The sequence below is a fragment of the Cedecea neteri NBRC 105707 = ATCC 33855 genome (assembly GCF_001571265.1).
Classification (GTDB): Bacteria; Pseudomonadota; Gammaproteobacteria; order Enterobacterales; family Enterobacteriaceae; genus Cedecea; species Cedecea neteri.
Genome location: NZ_BCTL01000014.1, coordinates 23,561 through 41,715, shown reverse-complemented (window position 1 = coordinate 41,715; position 18,155 = coordinate 23,561). Strand labels below are relative to the sequence as shown.

Genomic DNA, 18,155 nt, shown 5'->3' with positions numbered 1-18,155 from the left:
TTTCAGGTTTGGATGATTCAAGAGAAATAATAAACGTCCAGGCCAGTAAAAAATGGCCATGAGGCGAATGATTTTATTACCAGGGAAAGCATCCGGACTCGGGAAATACCGCCGGGAAAGGGCTTAATATTAGGGAATTATTAATGTCTATTTTACCTCTTTGTACAAAGAAGCACGCCACAAAATGCATCCTGCTGCTGTCAGGCATGTTTTCTGTCATTCCGGTCGCGCCTGCGATGGCAGCGGGTTTTGTGGATGACAGCCTGCTAACGGGCTCGCTCTATTACTGGCAGCGCCATCGTGAACGCAAAGAGATGAATCCTGGCAGCCCGCATTACGGGCAATACCAGACCAACCTTCACCACAGCACCACAACCGCCCGGCTGGACTATAGCTCTGGTTTTTATGACGAAACCGTTGGGGGCGATCTTGGGGCATTCGCGACGGTGGATTTATTTGAAGGCAGCACGGCACATCCCAACGAAATAAGCTTCAGCGACGGTAAATCCATGTGGCGCGACCGGGGAACCGGAGAGGCTAATGCGGTGGATCTTTATCTGGCCGCGCTCAAATTCAAAAAGGACAATTACTGGCTCAGAGCCGGTTATATTCAGCCCATTGGGCAGGGTTTATTAGCCACCCAATGGGGCTTCTTACCCGGAACCTATCAGGGCGTTGAAATGGGGGCAGTTTATGATTTAGGGCAGCAGGGAACATTTTCACTTTCTTATTTCTGGGCCAATAAATATAAAGCTCCGTGGTATCGCGAGATGTATGACTTTAAGGAAATAGACAAGAAAACGAAAATTCCTTATTTGCACTCGCTGGGCGGGAAATTTGATTTTAAAAATGGCGTGATTTGGGAGCTGGCCTTTGGTCAATCCCAGGGCTACCTGGATAAGTATTTTACCAAAGTAGGCTGGCGTCTTGGTGAGGCAGATAACCAGCTCAGAACCAGTTGGCAGTTTTACGGCTCGCATGATGCTACCGGGCGCCATGATGTCTACGACGAGTTTGCCTGGCAGCAGGGCGTTACCGCTGAATACCAGCGAGGACGCTGGCAGTTCCGGTTAGAGGGGAGCCTGGTCCATGCGCCGGGCAAGCAAGGATATTACACCGTCAGCGCAACGCCCATTTACCCAAACTCGGCGGGGCGTATCGATATGTGGTGGGATGCCCGTTCTGACTACAACGCCGACGGTGAAAAGGCGGTGTTTTTCGGCTCGATGGTCGATTTAGGCGACGTCATTTATCCGGGTATCAGCGCCGGGGCATCGCTGGCCTGGGGCTGGGACGGCAAACCGGCTCGGGGAGGAGAGTGGTCGGCCAGACAGCGTCTGACAGAAAGCGCCTGGAACCTGGATCTCGTCTGGCAAGTCCAGCAGGGCTGGGCGAAAGATGTGATGTTTAAGCTGCATTACACCCGCTACAACAACCATTCCGACAATCCTGACTGGAGCGGCGGCTATGCCAACGTTTTCCAGGATGAAAAGGATATCAAATTCATGATGATTGCTCCGTTCTCAATTATTTAACGCGACCCACGCTAAGGAAAAATAATGTTGATTCGACAGGCAGGCCTCGGGCTGGCGCTTTCGTGCTGCGCGCTTTTCGTCCATGCAGAAACGCATGTGTTAATTAACCAGGTTGGCTACGACCTCAATGGACCCAAATCCGCCGTTATTCAATTAAGCGATGGCGCGAAATTTAACGCTGGCGACCAATTTGAGCTGCTGGATAGCGAAAGCAACAAAGTGGTGTATAGCGGTGAATTAGTCGGGCAGGGAAGCGTCCCGAGCTGGGAGAATCGTACTTTTTATCAGGCCGATTTTAGCGGCTGGCATAAAGCCGGGCGTTATGTGGTCAAGGTGGTCAGCAGCGACGGCGATGTGCGTTCTGGGCCGTTTATCATTAATAAAGATTTGCTTGAACGCTACACGCTCTCCGATGTGATTGCTTATTTCAAAAGCCAGCGCGTAACGGGGCTTTTTGACAAGGCCGATCGCAAACTGCCGAAACCGTGGGGGGAGAAAGGCACGGTGGATGTGCACGGCGGCTGGTATGACGCGACCGGCGACTATGGCGTTCACCTTTCCCATCAGAATTTAACTTCCTGGTTTAACCCTCAACAAGCCCCTTTGGTGGCCTGGAGCCTGCTGCAAAGCTACCAGCGCCTGGGCGCGCGTAACGACGTCAATTTCTCCGAGTACCGTCGCCGTATGCTCGATGAAGGTCTTTATGGCGCAGATTTTCTGGTGCGTATGAAGCAGCCGGGGGAATCCTTCCTGCAGGCGATATCATCGCCGGGTAAAGACAAGCTGGCGCAGGACCGCGTGGTCGCGAACCCGAACTGGCGCACGCAAATTAAAGAAAAAGAGTCTGACTCCACCATTGTCGAAGAGTCGGCGGTTGGGCGGCTGGCTTATCAGGCGAGCTTCCGTTCAGGCGCTGGGATGTCGATTGCTGCGCTGGCGCTCGCCAGCACTCAGGATGAGGACGGGCAGTTTACCCGCGCGCAATATCTTCAGACAGCGAAAGAGGCTTTTGCCTTCCTTGAGAAAAATAACCTGAAGATGGTGAACGACGGCAAAGAGAATATCGTCGATGACTATAACGTCCTGCTGGCCGCCACCGACCTGTATAAAGCGACTAAGCAATCACATTACCTGGAGGTGGCTTCCCTGCGGGCAAAAAGCCTGATGGCCCGCCAGATTTCGGAAGGCCAGTGGAAACATTACTGGCGTGCAGATGACGCCAGCCGGCCTTATTTCCACCCTTCAGATGCCGGGCTGCCGGTTATCGCGCTACTGGAATATCACGCCGTTGCGCCTGACAATCAGCGAGCGGATATTCTCTCCTCGGTAAAACAGGCACTCGATTTTGAACTGACCACCACCGCTGATGTTAATAACCCGTTTGGCTATGCGCGTCAGCTGGTCCAACTGAAGGACGGGACAAAGCGCACTAGCTTCTTCTTCCCGCATGATACGGAAGCAGCGCCCTGGTGGCAGGGGGAAAACGCCCGTATAGCGTCGCTTGCGGCGGCGGCCCGGCAGGCGATGCCGCTGTTCGCCGACGATGCCAATTTTACCCATCGGCTTAACGCCTACGCCTGGAACCAGTTGGACTGGATCCTCGGTAGAAACCCGTTTGATGTCAGCATGCTGACCGGCAGCGGCTACCGCCACATCAGCTATCTGTTCTTCAATTCCTGGCGCTATACGACCTTGCCTGGCGGGATTGTGAACGGCATTACCGCCGATCCGCAGCAGAACGTAGACGGGATCGCGTTTGACCAGGGTTATGCGGTCACCGGGAAAGATGACGACTGGCGCTGGGCCGAGGGCTGGCTGCCTCATTCAGCGTGGTACCTGTATGCCGTGAGTCTGCCGGTACAGCAGTAATAAATAAGGAGGAGCGGTGCTATAGCCGCTCCTGCCCGATCACTTCCCGGCCTTCGCCAACTCTTTCACCAGCGGGAGCAGTATACGCACCGTGTCATGGCTGCGGCGCTTAATTCTCCCCGGCAGTGCCTTATCCAGATACTCAAGGTTATCGAGCGTGGCGTTATGCCAGCTGGTGCCGTTTGGAAATGCCTTGTTTTTACTGCGCTGCTGATAACCGTCTTTTGCCCCAAGTGCCCAGTTGGTGGCTTCCACGGATAGCACCGGGATCCCGGCTTTATCAAACGGTTCAGCATCGCCACAGCAGCCGGTGCCTTTCGGGTATTTCGTATTCAGCCCCGGATTGCTGGTGGCCTGAATCCCGGCACGATGGGCAAGCGTAAGCGCGCGGTCGCGGGTCAGTTTGCGCACGGCCGCAGGCGTTGATACGCCGCTATTGAAATAAAGCTTATCGCCCACGATCAGGCTGTCCAGATTGATCACCAGCAGCGTGTTGGCCTGCTCTTCTTTGCTCATGCGCTCCAGAATGTTTTTCGCGCCCAGGGAGCCAATTTCTTCTCCGCTGGTAGCAATAAAGTGGATGCCGTAGCGGGTAGGAATATCTTTCAGGCGCTCCGCCAGCTCCAGCATGACGCCAAGGCCGGAAGCATTATCGTCCACGCCCTGTAGCGTCAGGCCGCCGAGATTATTGTCCACGTCTTTATCATTGAGCGGCGTATAGGTGTCCAGATGCGCCATGATAATAATTTGCTGCGGCTGTTTACCTTCACGGGCGGCAATCACGCTGCTGGTGGTGACGTTATGCCAGGTCTGATGGCCCGCTTTCGTGGTGTAGATATAGCGAGTATTAAACTGGCGAATATCGCTCTGGTATCCCCAGCTTTTAAACTGTTGCTGAATATAGTCTGCGGCCAGCATTTCGGCAGGACTGCCGGTCATTCGGCCGGGAAAATAAGTCGCGATGTGGCGGGTTTGCTGGTCGGCAATGTCGCCTTGCTGCGTGACCTTCGCCCCTGCGGGAAAGCTAAAGCACGCGCCCAGCGCCAGGCAAATCACCGAGCGGCGCAATGCGGAAAACATAGTACGTCCTTATTCATCTTTATTAGTCGGAAGCTTTAAGCGCCGTTAGTATGAAACTGTGAGCCAGGTTAAACAATTTCATTTGCTCTTAAACCCGCGAAAAAACGACAGGTTAAGCACATTTTGTTGTTAGCTTTGCCGTGGCGTTATTCTTTTCGGGAACTAGTCATTCCAATTCGTAATTTCATAACAAATAAGCCCAAGACTTATAGTCCCCTTAGATTAAATCTCAAGCGGCTGCGATGAACGGCCGCGGCGTATCTGCTTAAGGGAAGGTTATGGACCAAAAACGACTCACTCACTTGCGGCAACTGGAGGCTGAAAGCATCCATATTATCCGTGAGGTCGCTGCCGAATTTTCTAATCCGGTGATGATGTATTCCATTGGGAAAGACTCTTCGGTCATGCTGCATTTGGCCCGTAAAGCTTTCTACCCAGGTACGCTGCCGTTCCCGCTGCTGCACGTTGATACCGGCTGGAAATTCCGTGAAATGTACGAATTCCGTGACCGCACGGCGAAAGCCTACGGCTGCGATCTTATCGTGCACCGCAACCCTGAAGGCGTAGCAATGGGCATTAACCCGTTCGTTCACGGCAGCGCTAAACATACCGATATCATGAAAACCGAAGGCCTTAAGCAGGCGCTGAATAAATACGGTTTTGACGCAGCCTTTGGCGGTGCGCGCCGCGACGAAGAGAAATCTCGTGCGAAGGAACGTATTTACTCTTTCCGCGATCGCTTCCACCGCTGGGACCCAAAAAACCAGCGGCCTGAGCTGTGGCATAACTACAACGGCCAGATAAATAAAGGCGAAAGCATTCGCGTGTTCCCGCTGTCTAACTGGACCGAGCTGGATATCTGGCAGTACATCTACCTGGAAAATATCGACATCGTTCCGCTATATCTTGCGGCTCCGCGCCCAGTGCTGGAACGTGACGGCATGCTAATGATGATTGACGACGATCGTATCGATCTGCAGCCGGGCGAAGTGATTGAACAACGTATGGTGCGCTTCCGTACCCTGGGCTGCTGGCCGCTGACCGGTGCGGTGGAATCTACCGCGCAGACGCTGCCGGAGATCATCGAAGAGATGCTGGTTTCCACCACCAGTGAACGCCAGGGACGCATGATTGACCGCGACCAGGCCGGCTCTATGGAGCTGAAAAAACGCCAGGGTTATTTCTAAGGAGCCGCCAGATGAACACCACTATTGCACAACAAATCGCTGACGAAGGCGGCGTAGAAGCTTACCTGCACGCCCAGCAGCACAAAAGCCTGCTGCGGTTTTTGACCTGCGGCAGCGTCGATGATGGCAAAAGCACGTTGATTGGTCGCCTGCTGCACGACACACGCCAGATCTATGAAGATCAGCTCTCGTCGCTGCACACCGACAGCAAACGTCACGGCACTCAGGGCGAGAAACTCGACTTAGCGTTGCTGGTGGACGGCCTGCAGGCCGAGCGCGAGCAGGGCATTACCATCGACGTGGCCTATCGCTATTTCTCCACCGAGAAGCGCAAATTTATTATTGCCGACACGCCGGGGCACGAGCAGTACACCCGCAATATGGCGACCGGGGCATCAACCTGTGACCTGGCGATCCTGCTGATCGACGCCCGTAAAGGCGTGTTGGATCAAACCCGTCGACACAGCTTTATCTCTACGCTGTTGGGGATCAAACACCTGGTAGTGGCGATCAACAAAATGGATCTGGTGGCGTTCAGCGAGCAGACTTTTGAGCAGATCAAACAGGATTACCTGACCTTCGCCCAGCAGCTGCCGGCGGACCTGGATATTCGTTTTGTGCCGCTTTCCGCGCTGGAAGGGGATAACGTCGCCAGCGCCAGCGCTCAAATGCCGTGGTACAGCGGCCCGACACTGCTCGAAGTGCTGGAAACGGTAGAAATTATTCGCGGCGTGGAGCAGCAGCCAATGCGCTTCCCGGTGCAGTACGTGAACCGTCCCAATCTGGACTTCCGTGGCTATGCGGGGACGCTCGCTTCGGGCACCGTGAGCGTAGGCCAGCGCGTCAAAGTGCTGCCATCTGGCGTGGAATCCAGCATTGCCAGAATCGTGACTTTTGATGGAGATTTGCAACAAGCCGGCGCGGGGGAAGCCATCACCCTGGTGCTGAAAGATGAAATCGACATCAGCCGGGGCGACCTGCTGGTGGAGGCGACGGAATCGCTGGCTGCAGTGCAGAGCGCTAAAGTGGATGTCGTCTGGATGGCGGAGCAGCCGCTGGTACCGGGCCAGAGCTTTGATATCAAAATTGCCGGGAAGAAAACGCGCGCGCGGGTCGACAACATTCAGTACCAGGTCGAGATTAACTCGCTGACTCAGCGCGTGGTGGAAAACCTGCCGCTGAACGGCATTGGGCTGGTGGATTTGACCTTTGATGAGCCGCTGGTGCTCGATAAATATCAGTCCAACCCGGTGACCGGCGGGCTGATTTTGATCGACCGTCTGAGCAACGTGACCGTCGGCGCTGGTATGGTGCGCGAGCCACAGGCGGACGTTTATCAGGAACCTTCGGCATACGGTGCGTTTGAACTTGAGCTTAACGCCCTGGTGCGCCGTCACTTCCCACACTGGGGCGCGCGTGACCTGCTGGGAGGCAAATAATGGCCGACCATGATGAAAACGTGGTCTGGCATGCTCACCCCGTTACGCGCGAGCAGCGTGAAGCATTGCACAAACACCGCGGGGCGGTGCTGTGGTTCACAGGCTTGTCCGGCTCCGGGAAATCAACCGTGGCCGGCGCGCTTGAGCAGGAACTGCATAAACTTGGCGTAAGCACGTATTTGCTTGACGGCGACAACGTACGCCACGGATTGTGCAGCGACCTGGGCTTTAGCGATGGGGACCGCAAAGAGAACATCCGGCGAGTCGGAGAAGTGGCTGGCCTGATGGTGGATGCAGGCCTTGTCGTGCTCAGCGCTTTTATCTCTCCGCACCGGGCTGAAAGGCAAATGGTGCGTGAGCGAGCTGGAGAAGGGCGCTTCTACGAAGTGTTTGTGGACACGCCGCTGGCGATTTGCGAAGCGCGCGATCCTAAAGGGCTTTACAAGAAGGCCAGAGCCGGAGAGCTGAAGAATTTTACCGGTATTGATTCGGCGTATGAGGCGCCGCTGCAGGCGGAAATACACTTAGACGGCGAACAATTAGTAACAAATTTAGTGGCCCAAATATTAGACCTGCTGCGTCGCGACGATATCATCAATTGCTGAAGACGCCCGGAAGCACAACGCTTCCGGCCATCAGGGTTATGAAATCAGTTATGCGCAACAGCACGAATATCGTTATATCACCGGCTGAACCCAGCCCGACGGTCGAGGAAACCACCTGGTCATTGCCCGGGGCGTTTATCGGCTTTTTGTCGTGGCTGCTGGCGCTAGGCATTCCCTTTTTGGTCTATGGCCCCAACACGCTCTTTTTCTTCCTCTACACCTGGCCATTCTTCCTGGCGCTGATGCCTGTCGCGGTGGTGGTGGGTATTGCTTTGCACTCCATTTTGCGTGGCAAGCTGCTGTTTAGCTGTGTGGCTACGCTGCTCTCCGTGGCGCTGATGTTCGGCGTGCTCTTCATGTGGCTAATGGGGTAGCCGTGCCGAACTGCGTCAAACCGTAACAGACTATTTATGGGCAACGTTAAGCTAAACTTGCTGCAATCGCGCATGAATTCGCGTTATGTGGTAAATTCTGGCGCGATTTGGCGCGCAGGGTCGCTTGCCGCAGTGGAGTCGACGAAAAAGTTGTGGGATGATTGTGCCGTTTTTCAGGGGGCAGGATGGGTAAACTAACGCTGCTGTTGCTGGCCTTGCTGGTCTGGCTTCAGTATTCGCTGTGGTTCGGAAAAAACGGCGTACACGATTACACGCGCGTCAGCGAAGATGTCGCTGCGCAGCAGGCAACCAATGCCAAACTAAAATCTCGCAACGATCAGCTTTTTGCCGAAATTGACGACCTCAACGGCGGCCAGGAAGCGATTGAAGAGCGCGCTCGCAACGAACTCAGCATGACCAAACCAGGGGAGACTTTCTATCGCCTGGTGCCGGATGCCTCCAAACGCGCAGCCAACGGTAATACCTCCAACACCGGGCAAAATAATCGATAACTCAGCATAAGTGAAAGGCATGGCAGACTCCTCCCCGGACGTAATTGCCGTGGTACCGGCCGCCGGTATCGGCAGCCGTATGCAAACGGAATGTCCTAAGCAGTACCTACACATCGGCGACAAAACAATTCTCGAACACGCGGTGGCCAGCCTGATGTCGCATCCGCGTGTGGGCCGGGCGATCGTGGCTCTCAGCCCCAACGACACGTATTTTTCCTCTTTGCCGCTGGCGACCCATCCTCGCGTTACCGTGGTGACTGGTGGCAAGCAGCGCGCAGATTCCGTCCTTGCTGGCCTTCAGGCCGCAGGTGATGCTGAATGGGTGCTGGTGCATGATGCCGCACGCCCTTGCCTGCATCGGGATGATCTGAATAACCTGCTGGCGATAACCGCCACCAGCAAAGTCGGCGGCATTCTGGCGGCGCCGGTTCGCGACACCATGAAGCGGGGCGAGCCTGGCAAAGGGCTGATTGCCCATACGGTTGATCGTGAAGATCTCTGGCATGCCCTGACGCCGCAGCTTTTCCCACTCGAACTTTTGCGCAGCTGCCTGCTGCGCGCGCTGGATGAAGGTGCCACCATCACCGATGAAGCCTCGGCCCTGGAATATTGCGGCTTTCATCCAGAACTGATTAGCGCCCGGGCGGATAATATCAAGGTGACTCGCCCTGAAGACCTTGCCCTGGCGGCTTTCTATCTTACGCGGTTAACCCAAACGGAGAATTTATAATGCGTATCGGACATGGTTTTGATGTTCATGCTTTTGGCGGCGAAGGCCCGATTATTATTGGCGGCGTTCGTGTCCCTTATGAGAAAGGGCTGCTGGCTCATTCCGACGGTGACGTTGCTCTGCATGCCCTGACCGATGCGCTGCTGGGTGCGGCTGCGCTGGGGGATATTGGCAAGCTGTTCCCGGACACCGATCCGGCCTTTAAAGGTGCTGACAGTCGCGAACTGCTGCGCGAAGCCTGGCGCCGTATCCAGGCCAAAGGTTTTACCCTCGGTAACGTCGACGTCACGATTATCGCCCAGGCACCGAAAATGGCTCCGCACATCCCGCAGATGCGCGTGTTCATTGCCGAAGATCTCGGCTGCCATATGGATGACGTCAACGTCAAAGCAACCACCACCGAAAAGCTCGGCTTTACCGGCCGGGGTGAAGGTATTGCCTGCGAAGCCGTGGCGCTGCTGCATAAGGCCAGCAAGTAATGGATATGCAAAACCTGACGTGGCTGCACGGCAAACCGCAGGGCAGCGGCGTTATCAAGGCCAGCCCGGAAGATTTCGTGGTGATTGAGGATTTGGGCTTTGGCCCGGACGGTGACGGTGAACATCTGCTGTTGCGAATTCTGAAAAGCGGCTGCAATACCCGTTTTGTGGCCGATGCGTTAGCGAAATTCCTCAAGGTTCATGCGCGCGAAGTCAGCTTTGCCGGGCAAAAAGATAAACATGCCGTGACCGAACAGTGGTTCTGCGTTCGTCTGCCGGGCAAAGAGATGCCGGACATGAGCGCTTTTACGCTCGAAGGTTGTCAGGTGCTGGAGTTTGCTCGTCACCGCCGCAAGCTGCGCTTAGGGGCGCTGAAGGGAAACCGCTTTACCCTCGTGCTGCGCGAGGTGAGCGATCGCCACGAGATGGAGCAGCGCCTGCAGGCCGTAGCCGGGCAGGGCGTGCCTAACTACTTCGGCAGCCAGCGTTTTGGCATTGGCGGTAACAACCTGCATCAGGCGAAGCGCTGGGCAGAAAGCAATGCGCCGCTGCGCGACAGAAATAAACGCAGTTTTTGGTTGTCGGCAGCCCGCAGCGCGTTGTTTAATCAGATTGTTAGCCAGCGCCTGAAAAAAACAGACTTTAATCAAGTTGTTGATGGTGATGCGCTACAATTGGCAGGACGCGGCAGCTGGTTTGTGGCGACCCCGGAAGAACTCCCAACCTTGCAACAGCGAGTGAATGACGGCGAACTGCTGATCACCGCTTCGCTGCCGGGTGATGGCGAGTGGGGAACGCAAAATGCAGCGCTGGCTTTTGAGCAGCAATCCGTGGCGGAAGAAGAGCTTCTGCTGGGGTTGTTGAAGCGTGAGCGTGTGGAAGCGGCGCGCCGTGCGATGCTGGTTCAGCCCAAAGGGCTGAGCTGGAACTGGTGGGATGATGTCACCGTCGAGCTGAATTTCTGGTTACCGGCGGGGAGCTTCGCCACCAGCGTTGTCAGGGAACTCATGAACACAGCGGGTGATTATGCGAATATTGCTGAGTAACGATGACGGAGTCCATGCGCCTGGCATTCAGGTGCTGGCGAAGGCGTTGCGTGAATTTGCCGAGGTGCAGGTGGTGGCACCGGACAGAAACCGCAGCGGCGCATCAAACTCGCTGACGCTGGAGTCATCGCTTAGAACCTTTACCCTCGCCAACGGAGATATCTCCGTTCAAATGGGCACGCCGACGGATTGTGTCTATCTCGGCGTCAATGCTCTGATGCATCCGCGCCCGGATATTGTGGTATCGGGGATCAACGCCGGGCCCAATCTCGGTGACGACGTGATTTATTCCGGCACCGTGGCGGCGGCGACGGAAGGGCGTCATTTAGGGCTCCCGGCGCTGGCCGTCTCGCTGGATGGTCATCAGCATTATGAGACCGCGGCGGCGGTTACCTGCTCTATTCTCCGGGCGCTGGCCCGGGAACCGCTGCGCACCGGGCGCATTCTGAACATCAACGTCCCAGATTTACCGCTTGACCAAATCAAAGGCATTCGCGTGACCCGCTGCGGTAGCCGCCATCCGGCAGACCAGGTGATTCGGCAAGAAGATCCGCGTGGCAACACGGTTTACTGGATTGGCCCGCCGGGGGAAAAACTGGATGTTGCGCCGGACACCGACTTTGCCGCCGTTGACGAAGGTTATGTGTCGGTGACGCCGCTGCACGTCGATTTAACCGCACATAGCGCCCATGAAGTCGTTGGCCACTGGCTTGAAAAGGCCGGAGTTGAGGCGCAATGGTAAGCAAACGCGTACAAACTCTTCTCGATCAATTACGTGCTCAGGGCATCAAGAATGAACAGGTTCTTGAGGCTATCGCGCAGGTGCCGCGCGAGAAGTTTGTCGACGAAGCGTTTGAACACAAAGCCTGGGAAAATACCGCGTTACCGATTGGGTCTGGTCAGACTATCTCTCAGCCGTATATGGTGGCGAGGATGACGGAGTTGCTGGAGCTGACGGAGCATTCAAAGGTGCTGGAGATTGGCACCGGCTCGGGCTACCAAACCGCAATTCTGGCGCATCTCGTGGGGCATGTTTGCTCCGTAGAGCGCATCAAAGGGCTGCAATGGCACGCCAGACGTCGCCTGAAGCAGCTCGATTTACACAATATTTCGACCCGTCATGGCGATGGCTGGCAGGGCTGGCAGGCAAAAGCGCCGTTCGACGCTATTATTGTGACGGCGGCCCCGCCGGAAATTCCGACTGCGCTACTGTCGCAGCTGGATGACGGTGGCATTCTTGTTTTACCCGTGGGCGACGACCAGCAGTTTTTAAAACGCGTCCGTCGTCACGGAGACGAATTTTCAATCGACACGGTAGAAGCTGTTCGCTTTGTGCCCTTAGTGCGCGGCGAATTAGCATAACCCGGAAATATCCGGTTTTCTTGCTGTTGATTCGGCGTAACGTAGCCGAATTCAGCAAAAGCTGGCGTGGTTTACGCCGCTTTTCTACAGTGTTTTATGAATATCTGGTGGTTATCATTTTGGGGGATAAATGAGCACGGGAAGCCCAACTTTCACTTTACGCCGGGCGGCGATGTTAACGCTAACCAGCCTTTGGCTGGCAGGCTGTACAAGCAATAATAACACCCAGGCACCAATCAGTTCCGTTGGCGGCAACGGCAACCCTTCAGGCTCCTCAAGCGGCAGCCTGCTGGTGACTAAGCCACCGACAATGTCCGCCCCGATTCAGCAACCTCAGATCCAACCTGTTCAGCAACCGCAGATTCAACCGGTTCGCCAGCCTCAGGCCCAGCCGGTCGTTTCTGAGCCCGTGCATACCGAAAATGGCCGCATTGTTTACAACCGCCAGTACGGCAATATCCCTAAAGGGAGTTACGCGGGCGGCAGCACTTACACCGTTAAACGTGGCGATACTTTGTTCTACATCGCGTGGATCACCGGGAACGACTTCCGTGACCTGGCCCAGCGCAACAACGTACCGGCCCCATACGGTCTGGAAGTGGGGCAAACCCTCCAGGTCGGTAACGCCTCCGGCACGCCAATCACCGGCGGGAACGCGGTAACCGCCGCCGATGCCCGCGCGCAGGGCGTCGCGACGCCAGTTGAACAAAACTCGACCAGGGTAGTTGCTTCTAAACCGACAATTACGTATTCTGAGGATTCAGGTGAACAGAGTGCTACCAAAATGTTACCGGGCAATAAGCCAGCTGGGACTGTTGTCACAGCACCGGTGACGGCACCTGTGGTTAGTTCTACCGAACCTACCGTCAGCAGTACGTCTAACAGCTCGCCAATCTCCACCTGGCGCTGGCCGACCGACGGTAAGATAATCGAAAACTTTGCGGCAACCGAAGGGGGCAACAAAGGGATCGATATCGCAGGCAGTAAAGGACAGGCAATTATCGCGACTGCCGCAGGGCGCGTGGTATACGCCGGTAACGCGCTGCGCGGTTACGGTAATCTAATCATCATCAAACACAACGATGATTATCTGAGTGCCTACGCCCATAACGATACAATGCTGGTCCGGGAACAAGAAGAAGTTAAGGCGGGGCAAAAAATAGCTACCATGGGTAGCACCGGAACCAGTTCTACACGATTGCATTTTGAAATTCGTTACAAGGGGAAATCCGTAAACCCGCTGCGTTATTTGCCGCAGCGATAAACCGGCAAAACATTCATTGAGTGTATTGCCCAGGGATCACGGGTAGGAGCCACCTTATGAGTCAGAATACGCTGAAAGTTAACGAGTTAAACGAAGACGCGGAATATGATGAGAACGGAGTTGAGGCTTTTGACGAAAAAGCCCTTGTAGAAGAGGAACCCAGTGATAACGACCTTGCAGAAGAAGAGCTGCTGTCACAGGGTGCAACACAGCGTGTACTAGATGCGACTCAGCTTTATCTTGGAGAGATCGGTTACTCTCCATTACTAACAGCCGAAGAAGAAGTTTACTTTGCTCGCCGCGCGCTGCGCGGTGATGTAGCCTCCCGCCGACGCATGATCGAAAGTAACCTGCGTCTGGTGGTAAAAATTGCCCGTCGTTACAGCAATCGTGGTCTGGCGCTGCTGGATCTGATTGAAGAGGGCAACCTGGGGCTTATTCGTGCGGTTGAGAAGTTCGATCCGGAACGTGGATTCCGTTTCTCAACGTACGCCACATGGTGGATTCGTCAGACCATCGAACGGGCAATCATGAACCAAACCCGTACGATTCGCCTGCCGATTCACATTGTGAAAGAGCTGAACGTTTACCTGCGTACCGCTCGCGAACTCTCCCACAAGCTCGATCACGAGCCGAGTGCCGAAGAGATTGCCGAGCAGCTGGATAAACCGGTTGATGACGTTAGCCGTATGCTGCGTCTCAACGAGCGCATTACCTCGGTAGACACCCCGCTGGGCGGTGACTCTGAGAAAGCGCTGCTGGATATCCTCGCGGACGAGAAAGACAACGGCCCGGAAGACACCACGCAAGACGATGATATGAAACAAAGCATCGTGAAGTGGCTGTTCGAACTGAACGCTAAGCAGCGTGAAGTGCTGGCCCGTCGTTTTGGTCTGCTGGGTTATGAAGCTGCAACGCTGGAAGATGTGGGTCGTGAAATCGGCCTGACTCGTGAACGCGTTCGTCAGATTCAGGTTGAAGGCCTTCGCCGTCTGCGTGAAATCCTGCAGGCTCAGGGGCTGAACCTCGAAGCGCTGTTCCGCGAATAATCGACTCTTCAAATAAAAAGCGGTGATTGATATCACCGCTTTTTTTATGCCTGTCGTTCGGTAAGCGCTACACCAAACTCTTCAGCCGGTAAATCCATTCCAGCGCCTGGCGAGGAGAGAGCGAATCCGGGTCCAGATTTTCCAGCGCTTCAACGGCCGGAGATGTCTCTTCTGCCGCAACCAGCAGCGACATTTGCGTCCCGTCCACCTGGCTTGCTGCGGCATTGCCGGAAATGCTTTCCAGCTCGCGCAGCTTCTGGCGCGCACGTTTAATCACGTCTTTTGGCACGCCCGCCAGTGCGGCCACGGCCAGACCATAGCTTTTACTCGCCGCGCCGTCCTGCACGCTGTGCATAAAGGCGATGGTATCGCCATGCTCCACGGCATCCAGATGGACGTTAGCCACGCCTTCCATTTTCTCCGGCAGCGTGGTCAGCTCGAAATAGTGGGTGGCGAACAGCGTCAGCGACTTAATACGGTTTGCCAGGCTTTCGGCGCAGGCCCAGGCCAGCGACAGGCCATCATAGGTCGACGTCCCGCGGCCAATCTCATCCATCAGCACCAGGCTATGTTCAGTGGCGTTGTGCAGAATGTTGGCGGTTTCTGTCATCTCCACCATGAAGGTTGAGCGACCAGAAGCCAGATCATCGGCAGCGCCTACGCGGGTAAAGATGCGATCAACCGGGCCGATTTCTGCCTGCTGCGCCGGCACAAAACTGCCGATATAGGCCAGCAGCGCAATGAGCGCGGTCTGGCGCATATAGGTACTTTTACCGCCCATATTCGGGCCGGTAATGATCAGCATTCTGCGCTGAGGAGAAAGGGTCAACGGGTTAGCGATAAACGGTTCGCTGAGGACTTGTTCCACTACCGGATGGCGGCCACCGACCAGCTTAATGCCGGGCTTGTCCGTCAGCGTCGGGCAGGTGTAGTTCAGGGTATAAGCGCGCTCGGCCAGGTTCACCAGCACGTCCAGCTCCGCCAGCGCGGTGGCGCTTTTTTGCAGCGCTTCCAGGTGCGGCAGCAGCAAATCAAACAGCTGGTCGTAAAGCTGTTTCTCCAGCGCCAGCGCTTTGCCTTTAGAGGTTAATACCTTGTCTTCGTACTCTTTCAGCTCGGGAATAATATAGCGCTCGGCGTTTTTCAGCGTCTGGCGGCGAACATAGTTGATCGGCACCAGATGGCTTTGACCGCGGCTGACCTGAATGTAATAACCGTGTACGGCGTTAAACCCGACTTTTAGCGTATCGAGGCCCAGGCGCTCGCGCTCGCGAATTTCAAGTCGATCCAGATAGTCAGTGGCGCCGTCGGCCAGGGCTCGCCATTCGTCCAGCTCTTCGTTATAGCCGGGGGCGATAACGCCGCCGTCGCGCACCAGCACCGGCGGTGATTCGATAACCGCGTGCTCGAGTAATTCGCGCAGCTCTGCGAACTCGCCCATCTGCTCGCGCAAGGTTTTCACATAGTCGGTGCTTACGTCCGACAGGGTTTCACGCAAGGCGGGCAGCTGCTGGAAGGCATAACGCATACGTGCCAGATCGCGTGGGCGGGCGGTACGCAGCGCCAGGCGGGCAAGAATACGCTCAAGGTCGCCGACCTGGCGCAGCGTAGGCTGAATATCTGTGGTGCGCTCCTGCAGGGCCGCAATAGTTTGCTGCCGCTTAGTGAGCACATCGACGTTGCGCACCGGCATATGCAGCCAGCGTTTGAGCATACGGCTGCCCATCGGCGTCACGGTGCAGTCCAGCACCGAGGCGAGCGTGTTCTCCACGCCGCCGGACAGGTTCTGAGTGATCTCCAGGTTACGCCGGGTGGCGGCATCCATAATGATGCTGTCCTGCTGCCGGTCCATGGTCACGGAACGAATATGCGGCAGGGAAGTGCGCTGGGTATCTTTGACGTACTGCAGCAGGCAGCCGGCGGCGCAAAGCGCATGGTGGGCGTTTTCGACGCCGAAACCGGTCAAATCACGCGTGCCGAACTGCAAATTCATTTGCTGGCGCGCGGTTTCAATCTCGAATTCCCAAAGCGGACGGCGACGCAGGCCTCGGCGGCCCTCAATCAGGCTCATCTCGGCGAAGTCTTCCGCATACAGCAGTTCAGCCGGATTGGTACGCTGAAGCTCGGCAGCCATGGTTTCACGGTCTTCTGGCTCGGTCAGACGGAAGCGCCCGGAGCTAATATCGAGCGTCGCATAACCAAAGCCTTTGCTGTCCTGCCAGATAGCCGCCAACAGGTTATCCTGACGCTCCTGCAACAGCGCTTCGTCGCTGATGGTACCCGGCGTGACGATGCGCACGACTTTACGTTCAACCGGCCCTTTGGTGGTGGCCGGGTCGCCAACTTGTTCGCAGATAGCCACGGACTCGCCGAGATTCACCAGCTTCGCCAGGTAGTTTTCCACCGCGTGATGAGGCACGCCCGCCATCGGAATAGGCTCGCCTGCAGAAGCCCCGCGCTTGGTCAGCGAGATATCCAGCAGCTGAGAAGCGCGTTTTGCGTCGTCATAGAACAGTTCGTAGAAGTCACCCATGCGGTAAAACAGCAGGATGTCACGATGCTCGGATTTAAGACGCAGGTACTGCTGCATCATTGGGGTATGGGCGTCGAAGGTTTCGCTAGTGCTCATGGAGTAATGATATCCATTTCGTTGAATTTTAAGTGGTTAGTGATGTTTCTGGTTCTCATTATCGCTCACTAATACGGCGTAAACTGTGCGTGGGAATCGTCCCTCAGATGGCCCATGATAACGGAGTATCAAAGGCAGGAAAACAGCAGAGGTTTTCGTGGATCGGGGCGTCGCGTTTAGAAACATATTTTTCGCCGTTCGGCCAGGAACTGAATTTTTTGCCAGCCACTCACCAGAAAACATCCCAACATCGGAGATAATCATGTTTTCTGCAGTCGGTCAGTCAAATCGCGTTCAGCCCGCCGCCCTTAACGCCAGCGGAAGGATCCATCCTGATATTAAAATTAAGCCGCCGGTAAACGATCCCGTTCAGGCCCTGGCTAACCTGTTCCGTGATAACAAGCTTGCTTACCTGGGCGATGTGCATGGTCAGCTTGCGATCCCGGAATTTGTCGGCCATGCCATTCCCGAGTTGAAAAAGGCTGGTGTGGATCTGCTGGCGGTGGAGTTTGTGAAATACAGCGATAACGCCTTGTTTCGCGAAGCGCTGGCTCATGGCAAAGAGGCGACCAAAAACTTCATCATGAATGCCTGGTCAAAACACGGCGAGGCCTGGGTGGATAAGGTTGCCGGGGCACTTTATGAAGCGCACAAAGCCGGCATTTCCGTCGCCGGCATTGACCGCCATATTCCCGGTGCTGCGCCCAAAACGCCTATGGAAGCCATCAAGTATATGAACAAGCGGCTGGCGCTCAATATTGCCTGGAATGCTGCGGCAGAAAAGGAAGAGCGTGCCATTGGTGCTCGTAAAGCGCTGGTTTGGGGCGGCGGCGGTCATTTTCATCATAGCCGTGAGCAAGGGCCTAAAGATATGCGCCCCGGCCCCGTGGTTTCCTTCAGTGCGAGCGATAAAGCCCCGGGCTGCTCGCTGAATGATAAGGACGACAACAGTCACCTGGTGATTAATTTCCCGAAATAAACTAACGGGGAATGGC

17 protein-coding genes are annotated in these 18,155 nt (G+C 55.6%); 15 read left to right on the top strand and 2 right to left on the bottom strand.

What is annotated here, in order from left to right; genetic code table 11:
- Positions 1–143: 143 nt before the first annotated feature.
- Both CNE01S_RS07420 and CNE01S_RS07415 read left to right on the top strand, forming a co-directional pair.
- A complete protein-coding gene (locus CNE01S_RS07420) occupies positions 144–1,535 on the top strand; it encodes an OprD family porin (protein ID WP_082763197.1) in 1,392 nt (463 codons plus the stop codon).
- A gap of 24 nt (positions 1,536–1,559) precedes the next feature.
- Entirely contained in the window at positions 1,560–3,404 is a 1,845-nt protein-coding gene (locus CNE01S_RS07415) for a glycoside hydrolase family 9 protein (RefSeq protein WP_061274754.1), read from the top strand.
- A 39-nt stretch (positions 3,405–3,443) separates the two neighbouring features.
- Here CNE01S_RS07415 and CNE01S_RS07410 read toward each other — a convergent pair whose 3' ends face one another.
- The gene (locus tag CNE01S_RS07410; RefSeq protein WP_061274752.1) at positions 3,444–4,484 is read right to left on the bottom strand and encodes an aminopeptidase; all 1,041 of its coding nucleotides are present in this window, start codon (positions 4,482–4,484) and stop codon (positions 3,444–3,446) included.
- Between the two features lie 278 nt (positions 4,485–4,762).
- Here CNE01S_RS07410 and cysD point away from each other — a divergent pair, with 278 nt between their 5' ends.
- The 12 genes from cysD to rpoS all read left to right on the top strand — a co-directional run bounded on the left by cysD (position 4,763) and on the right by rpoS (position 14,531).
- Positions 4,763–5,671 carry a sulfate adenylyltransferase subunit CysD gene (gene cysD, locus CNE01S_RS07405; RefSeq protein WP_008458345.1) on the top strand — a complete coding sequence of 303 codons (909 nt, stop codon included), beginning with the start codon at positions 4,763–4,765 and terminating at the stop codon, positions 5,669–5,671.
- An 11-nt stretch (positions 5,672–5,682) separates the two neighbouring features.
- Complete coding sequence (gene cysN / locus CNE01S_RS07400) at positions 5,683–7,110, top strand: sulfate adenylyltransferase subunit CysN (RefSeq protein WP_061274750.1); 1,428 nt, start codon at positions 5,683–5,685, stop codon at positions 7,108–7,110.
- Complete coding sequence (gene cysC, locus CNE01S_RS07395) at positions 7,110–7,715, top strand: adenylyl-sulfate kinase (protein ID WP_061274748.1); 606 nt, start codon at positions 7,110–7,112, stop codon at positions 7,713–7,715. Before cysN ends, cysC begins: the two co-directional genes overlap by 1 nt.
- Before the next feature lie 50 nt (positions 7,716–7,765).
- Entirely contained in the window at positions 7,766–8,089 is a 324-nt protein-coding gene (locus CNE01S_RS07390) for a DUF3561 family protein (protein WP_061274836.1), read from the top strand.
- A gap of 185 nt (positions 8,090–8,274) precedes the next feature.
- Positions 8,275–8,601 carry a cell division protein FtsB gene (ftsB, locus tag CNE01S_RS07385; RefSeq protein WP_061274746.1) on the top strand — a complete coding sequence of 109 codons (327 nt, stop codon included), beginning with the start codon at positions 8,275–8,277 and terminating at the stop codon, positions 8,599–8,601.
- A gap of 19 nt (positions 8,602–8,620) precedes the next feature.
- On the top strand, positions 8,621–9,331 hold the full coding sequence (gene ispD / locus CNE01S_RS07380; protein ID WP_061274744.1) for a 2-C-methyl-D-erythritol 4-phosphate cytidylyltransferase: 711 nt from the start codon (positions 8,621–8,623) through the stop codon (positions 9,329–9,331).
- Positions 9,331–9,810, top strand: a complete 480-nt coding sequence (gene ispF / locus CNE01S_RS07375; RefSeq protein ID WP_061274742.1) for a 2-C-methyl-D-erythritol 2,4-cyclodiphosphate synthase — start codon at positions 9,331–9,333, stop codon at positions 9,808–9,810. The genes ispD and ispF overlap by 1 nt, the downstream gene beginning before the upstream one ends.
- Positions 9,810–10,856, top strand: coding sequence for a tRNA pseudouridine(13) synthase TruD (gene truD / locus CNE01S_RS07370; protein WP_061274740.1), 1,047 nt, complete (start codon positions 9,810–9,812; stop codon positions 10,854–10,856). The genes ispF and truD overlap by 1 nt, the downstream gene beginning before the upstream one ends.
- The gene (gene surE / locus CNE01S_RS07365) at positions 10,837–11,598 is read left to right on the top strand and encodes a 5'/3'-nucleotidase SurE (protein WP_039287134.1); all 762 of its coding nucleotides are present in this window, start codon (positions 10,837–10,839) and stop codon (positions 11,596–11,598) included. The genes truD and surE overlap by 20 nt, the downstream gene beginning before the upstream one ends.
- Positions 11,592–12,218, top strand: coding sequence for a protein-L-isoaspartate(D-aspartate) O-methyltransferase (locus tag CNE01S_RS07360; protein ID WP_061274738.1), 627 nt, complete (start codon positions 11,592–11,594; stop codon positions 12,216–12,218). Before surE ends, CNE01S_RS07360 begins: the two co-directional genes overlap by 7 nt.
- A gap of 130 nt (positions 12,219–12,348) precedes the next feature.
- On the top strand, positions 12,349–13,482 hold the full coding sequence (nlpD, locus tag CNE01S_RS07355) for a murein hydrolase activator NlpD (protein ID WP_061274736.1): 1,134 nt from the start codon (positions 12,349–12,351) through the stop codon (positions 13,480–13,482).
- Positions 13,483–13,538: 56 nt separating this feature from the next.
- Positions 13,539–14,531 (top strand): RNA polymerase sigma factor RpoS, encoded by a 993-nt coding sequence (rpoS, locus tag CNE01S_RS07350; protein ID WP_008458325.1) that lies wholly within the window; start codon positions 13,539–13,541, stop codon positions 14,529–14,531.
- A 67-nt stretch (positions 14,532–14,598) separates the two neighbouring features.
- On the opposite strand, the gene mutS is transcribed toward rpoS, so the two are convergent.
- Complete coding sequence (gene mutS, locus CNE01S_RS07345) at positions 14,599–17,160, bottom strand: DNA mismatch repair protein MutS (protein WP_061274734.1); 2,562 nt, start codon at positions 17,158–17,160, stop codon at positions 14,599–14,601.
- Between the two features lie 262 nt (positions 17,161–17,422).
- On the opposite strand from mutS, the gene CNE01S_RS07340 reads away from it, so the two are divergent.
- The gene (locus tag CNE01S_RS07340) at positions 17,423–18,139 is read left to right on the top strand and encodes a Type III secretion system effector HopBA1 (RefSeq protein ID WP_082763196.1); all 717 of its coding nucleotides are present in this window, start codon (positions 17,423–17,425) and stop codon (positions 18,137–18,139) included.
- Positions 18,140–18,155 lie beyond the last annotated feature (16 nt).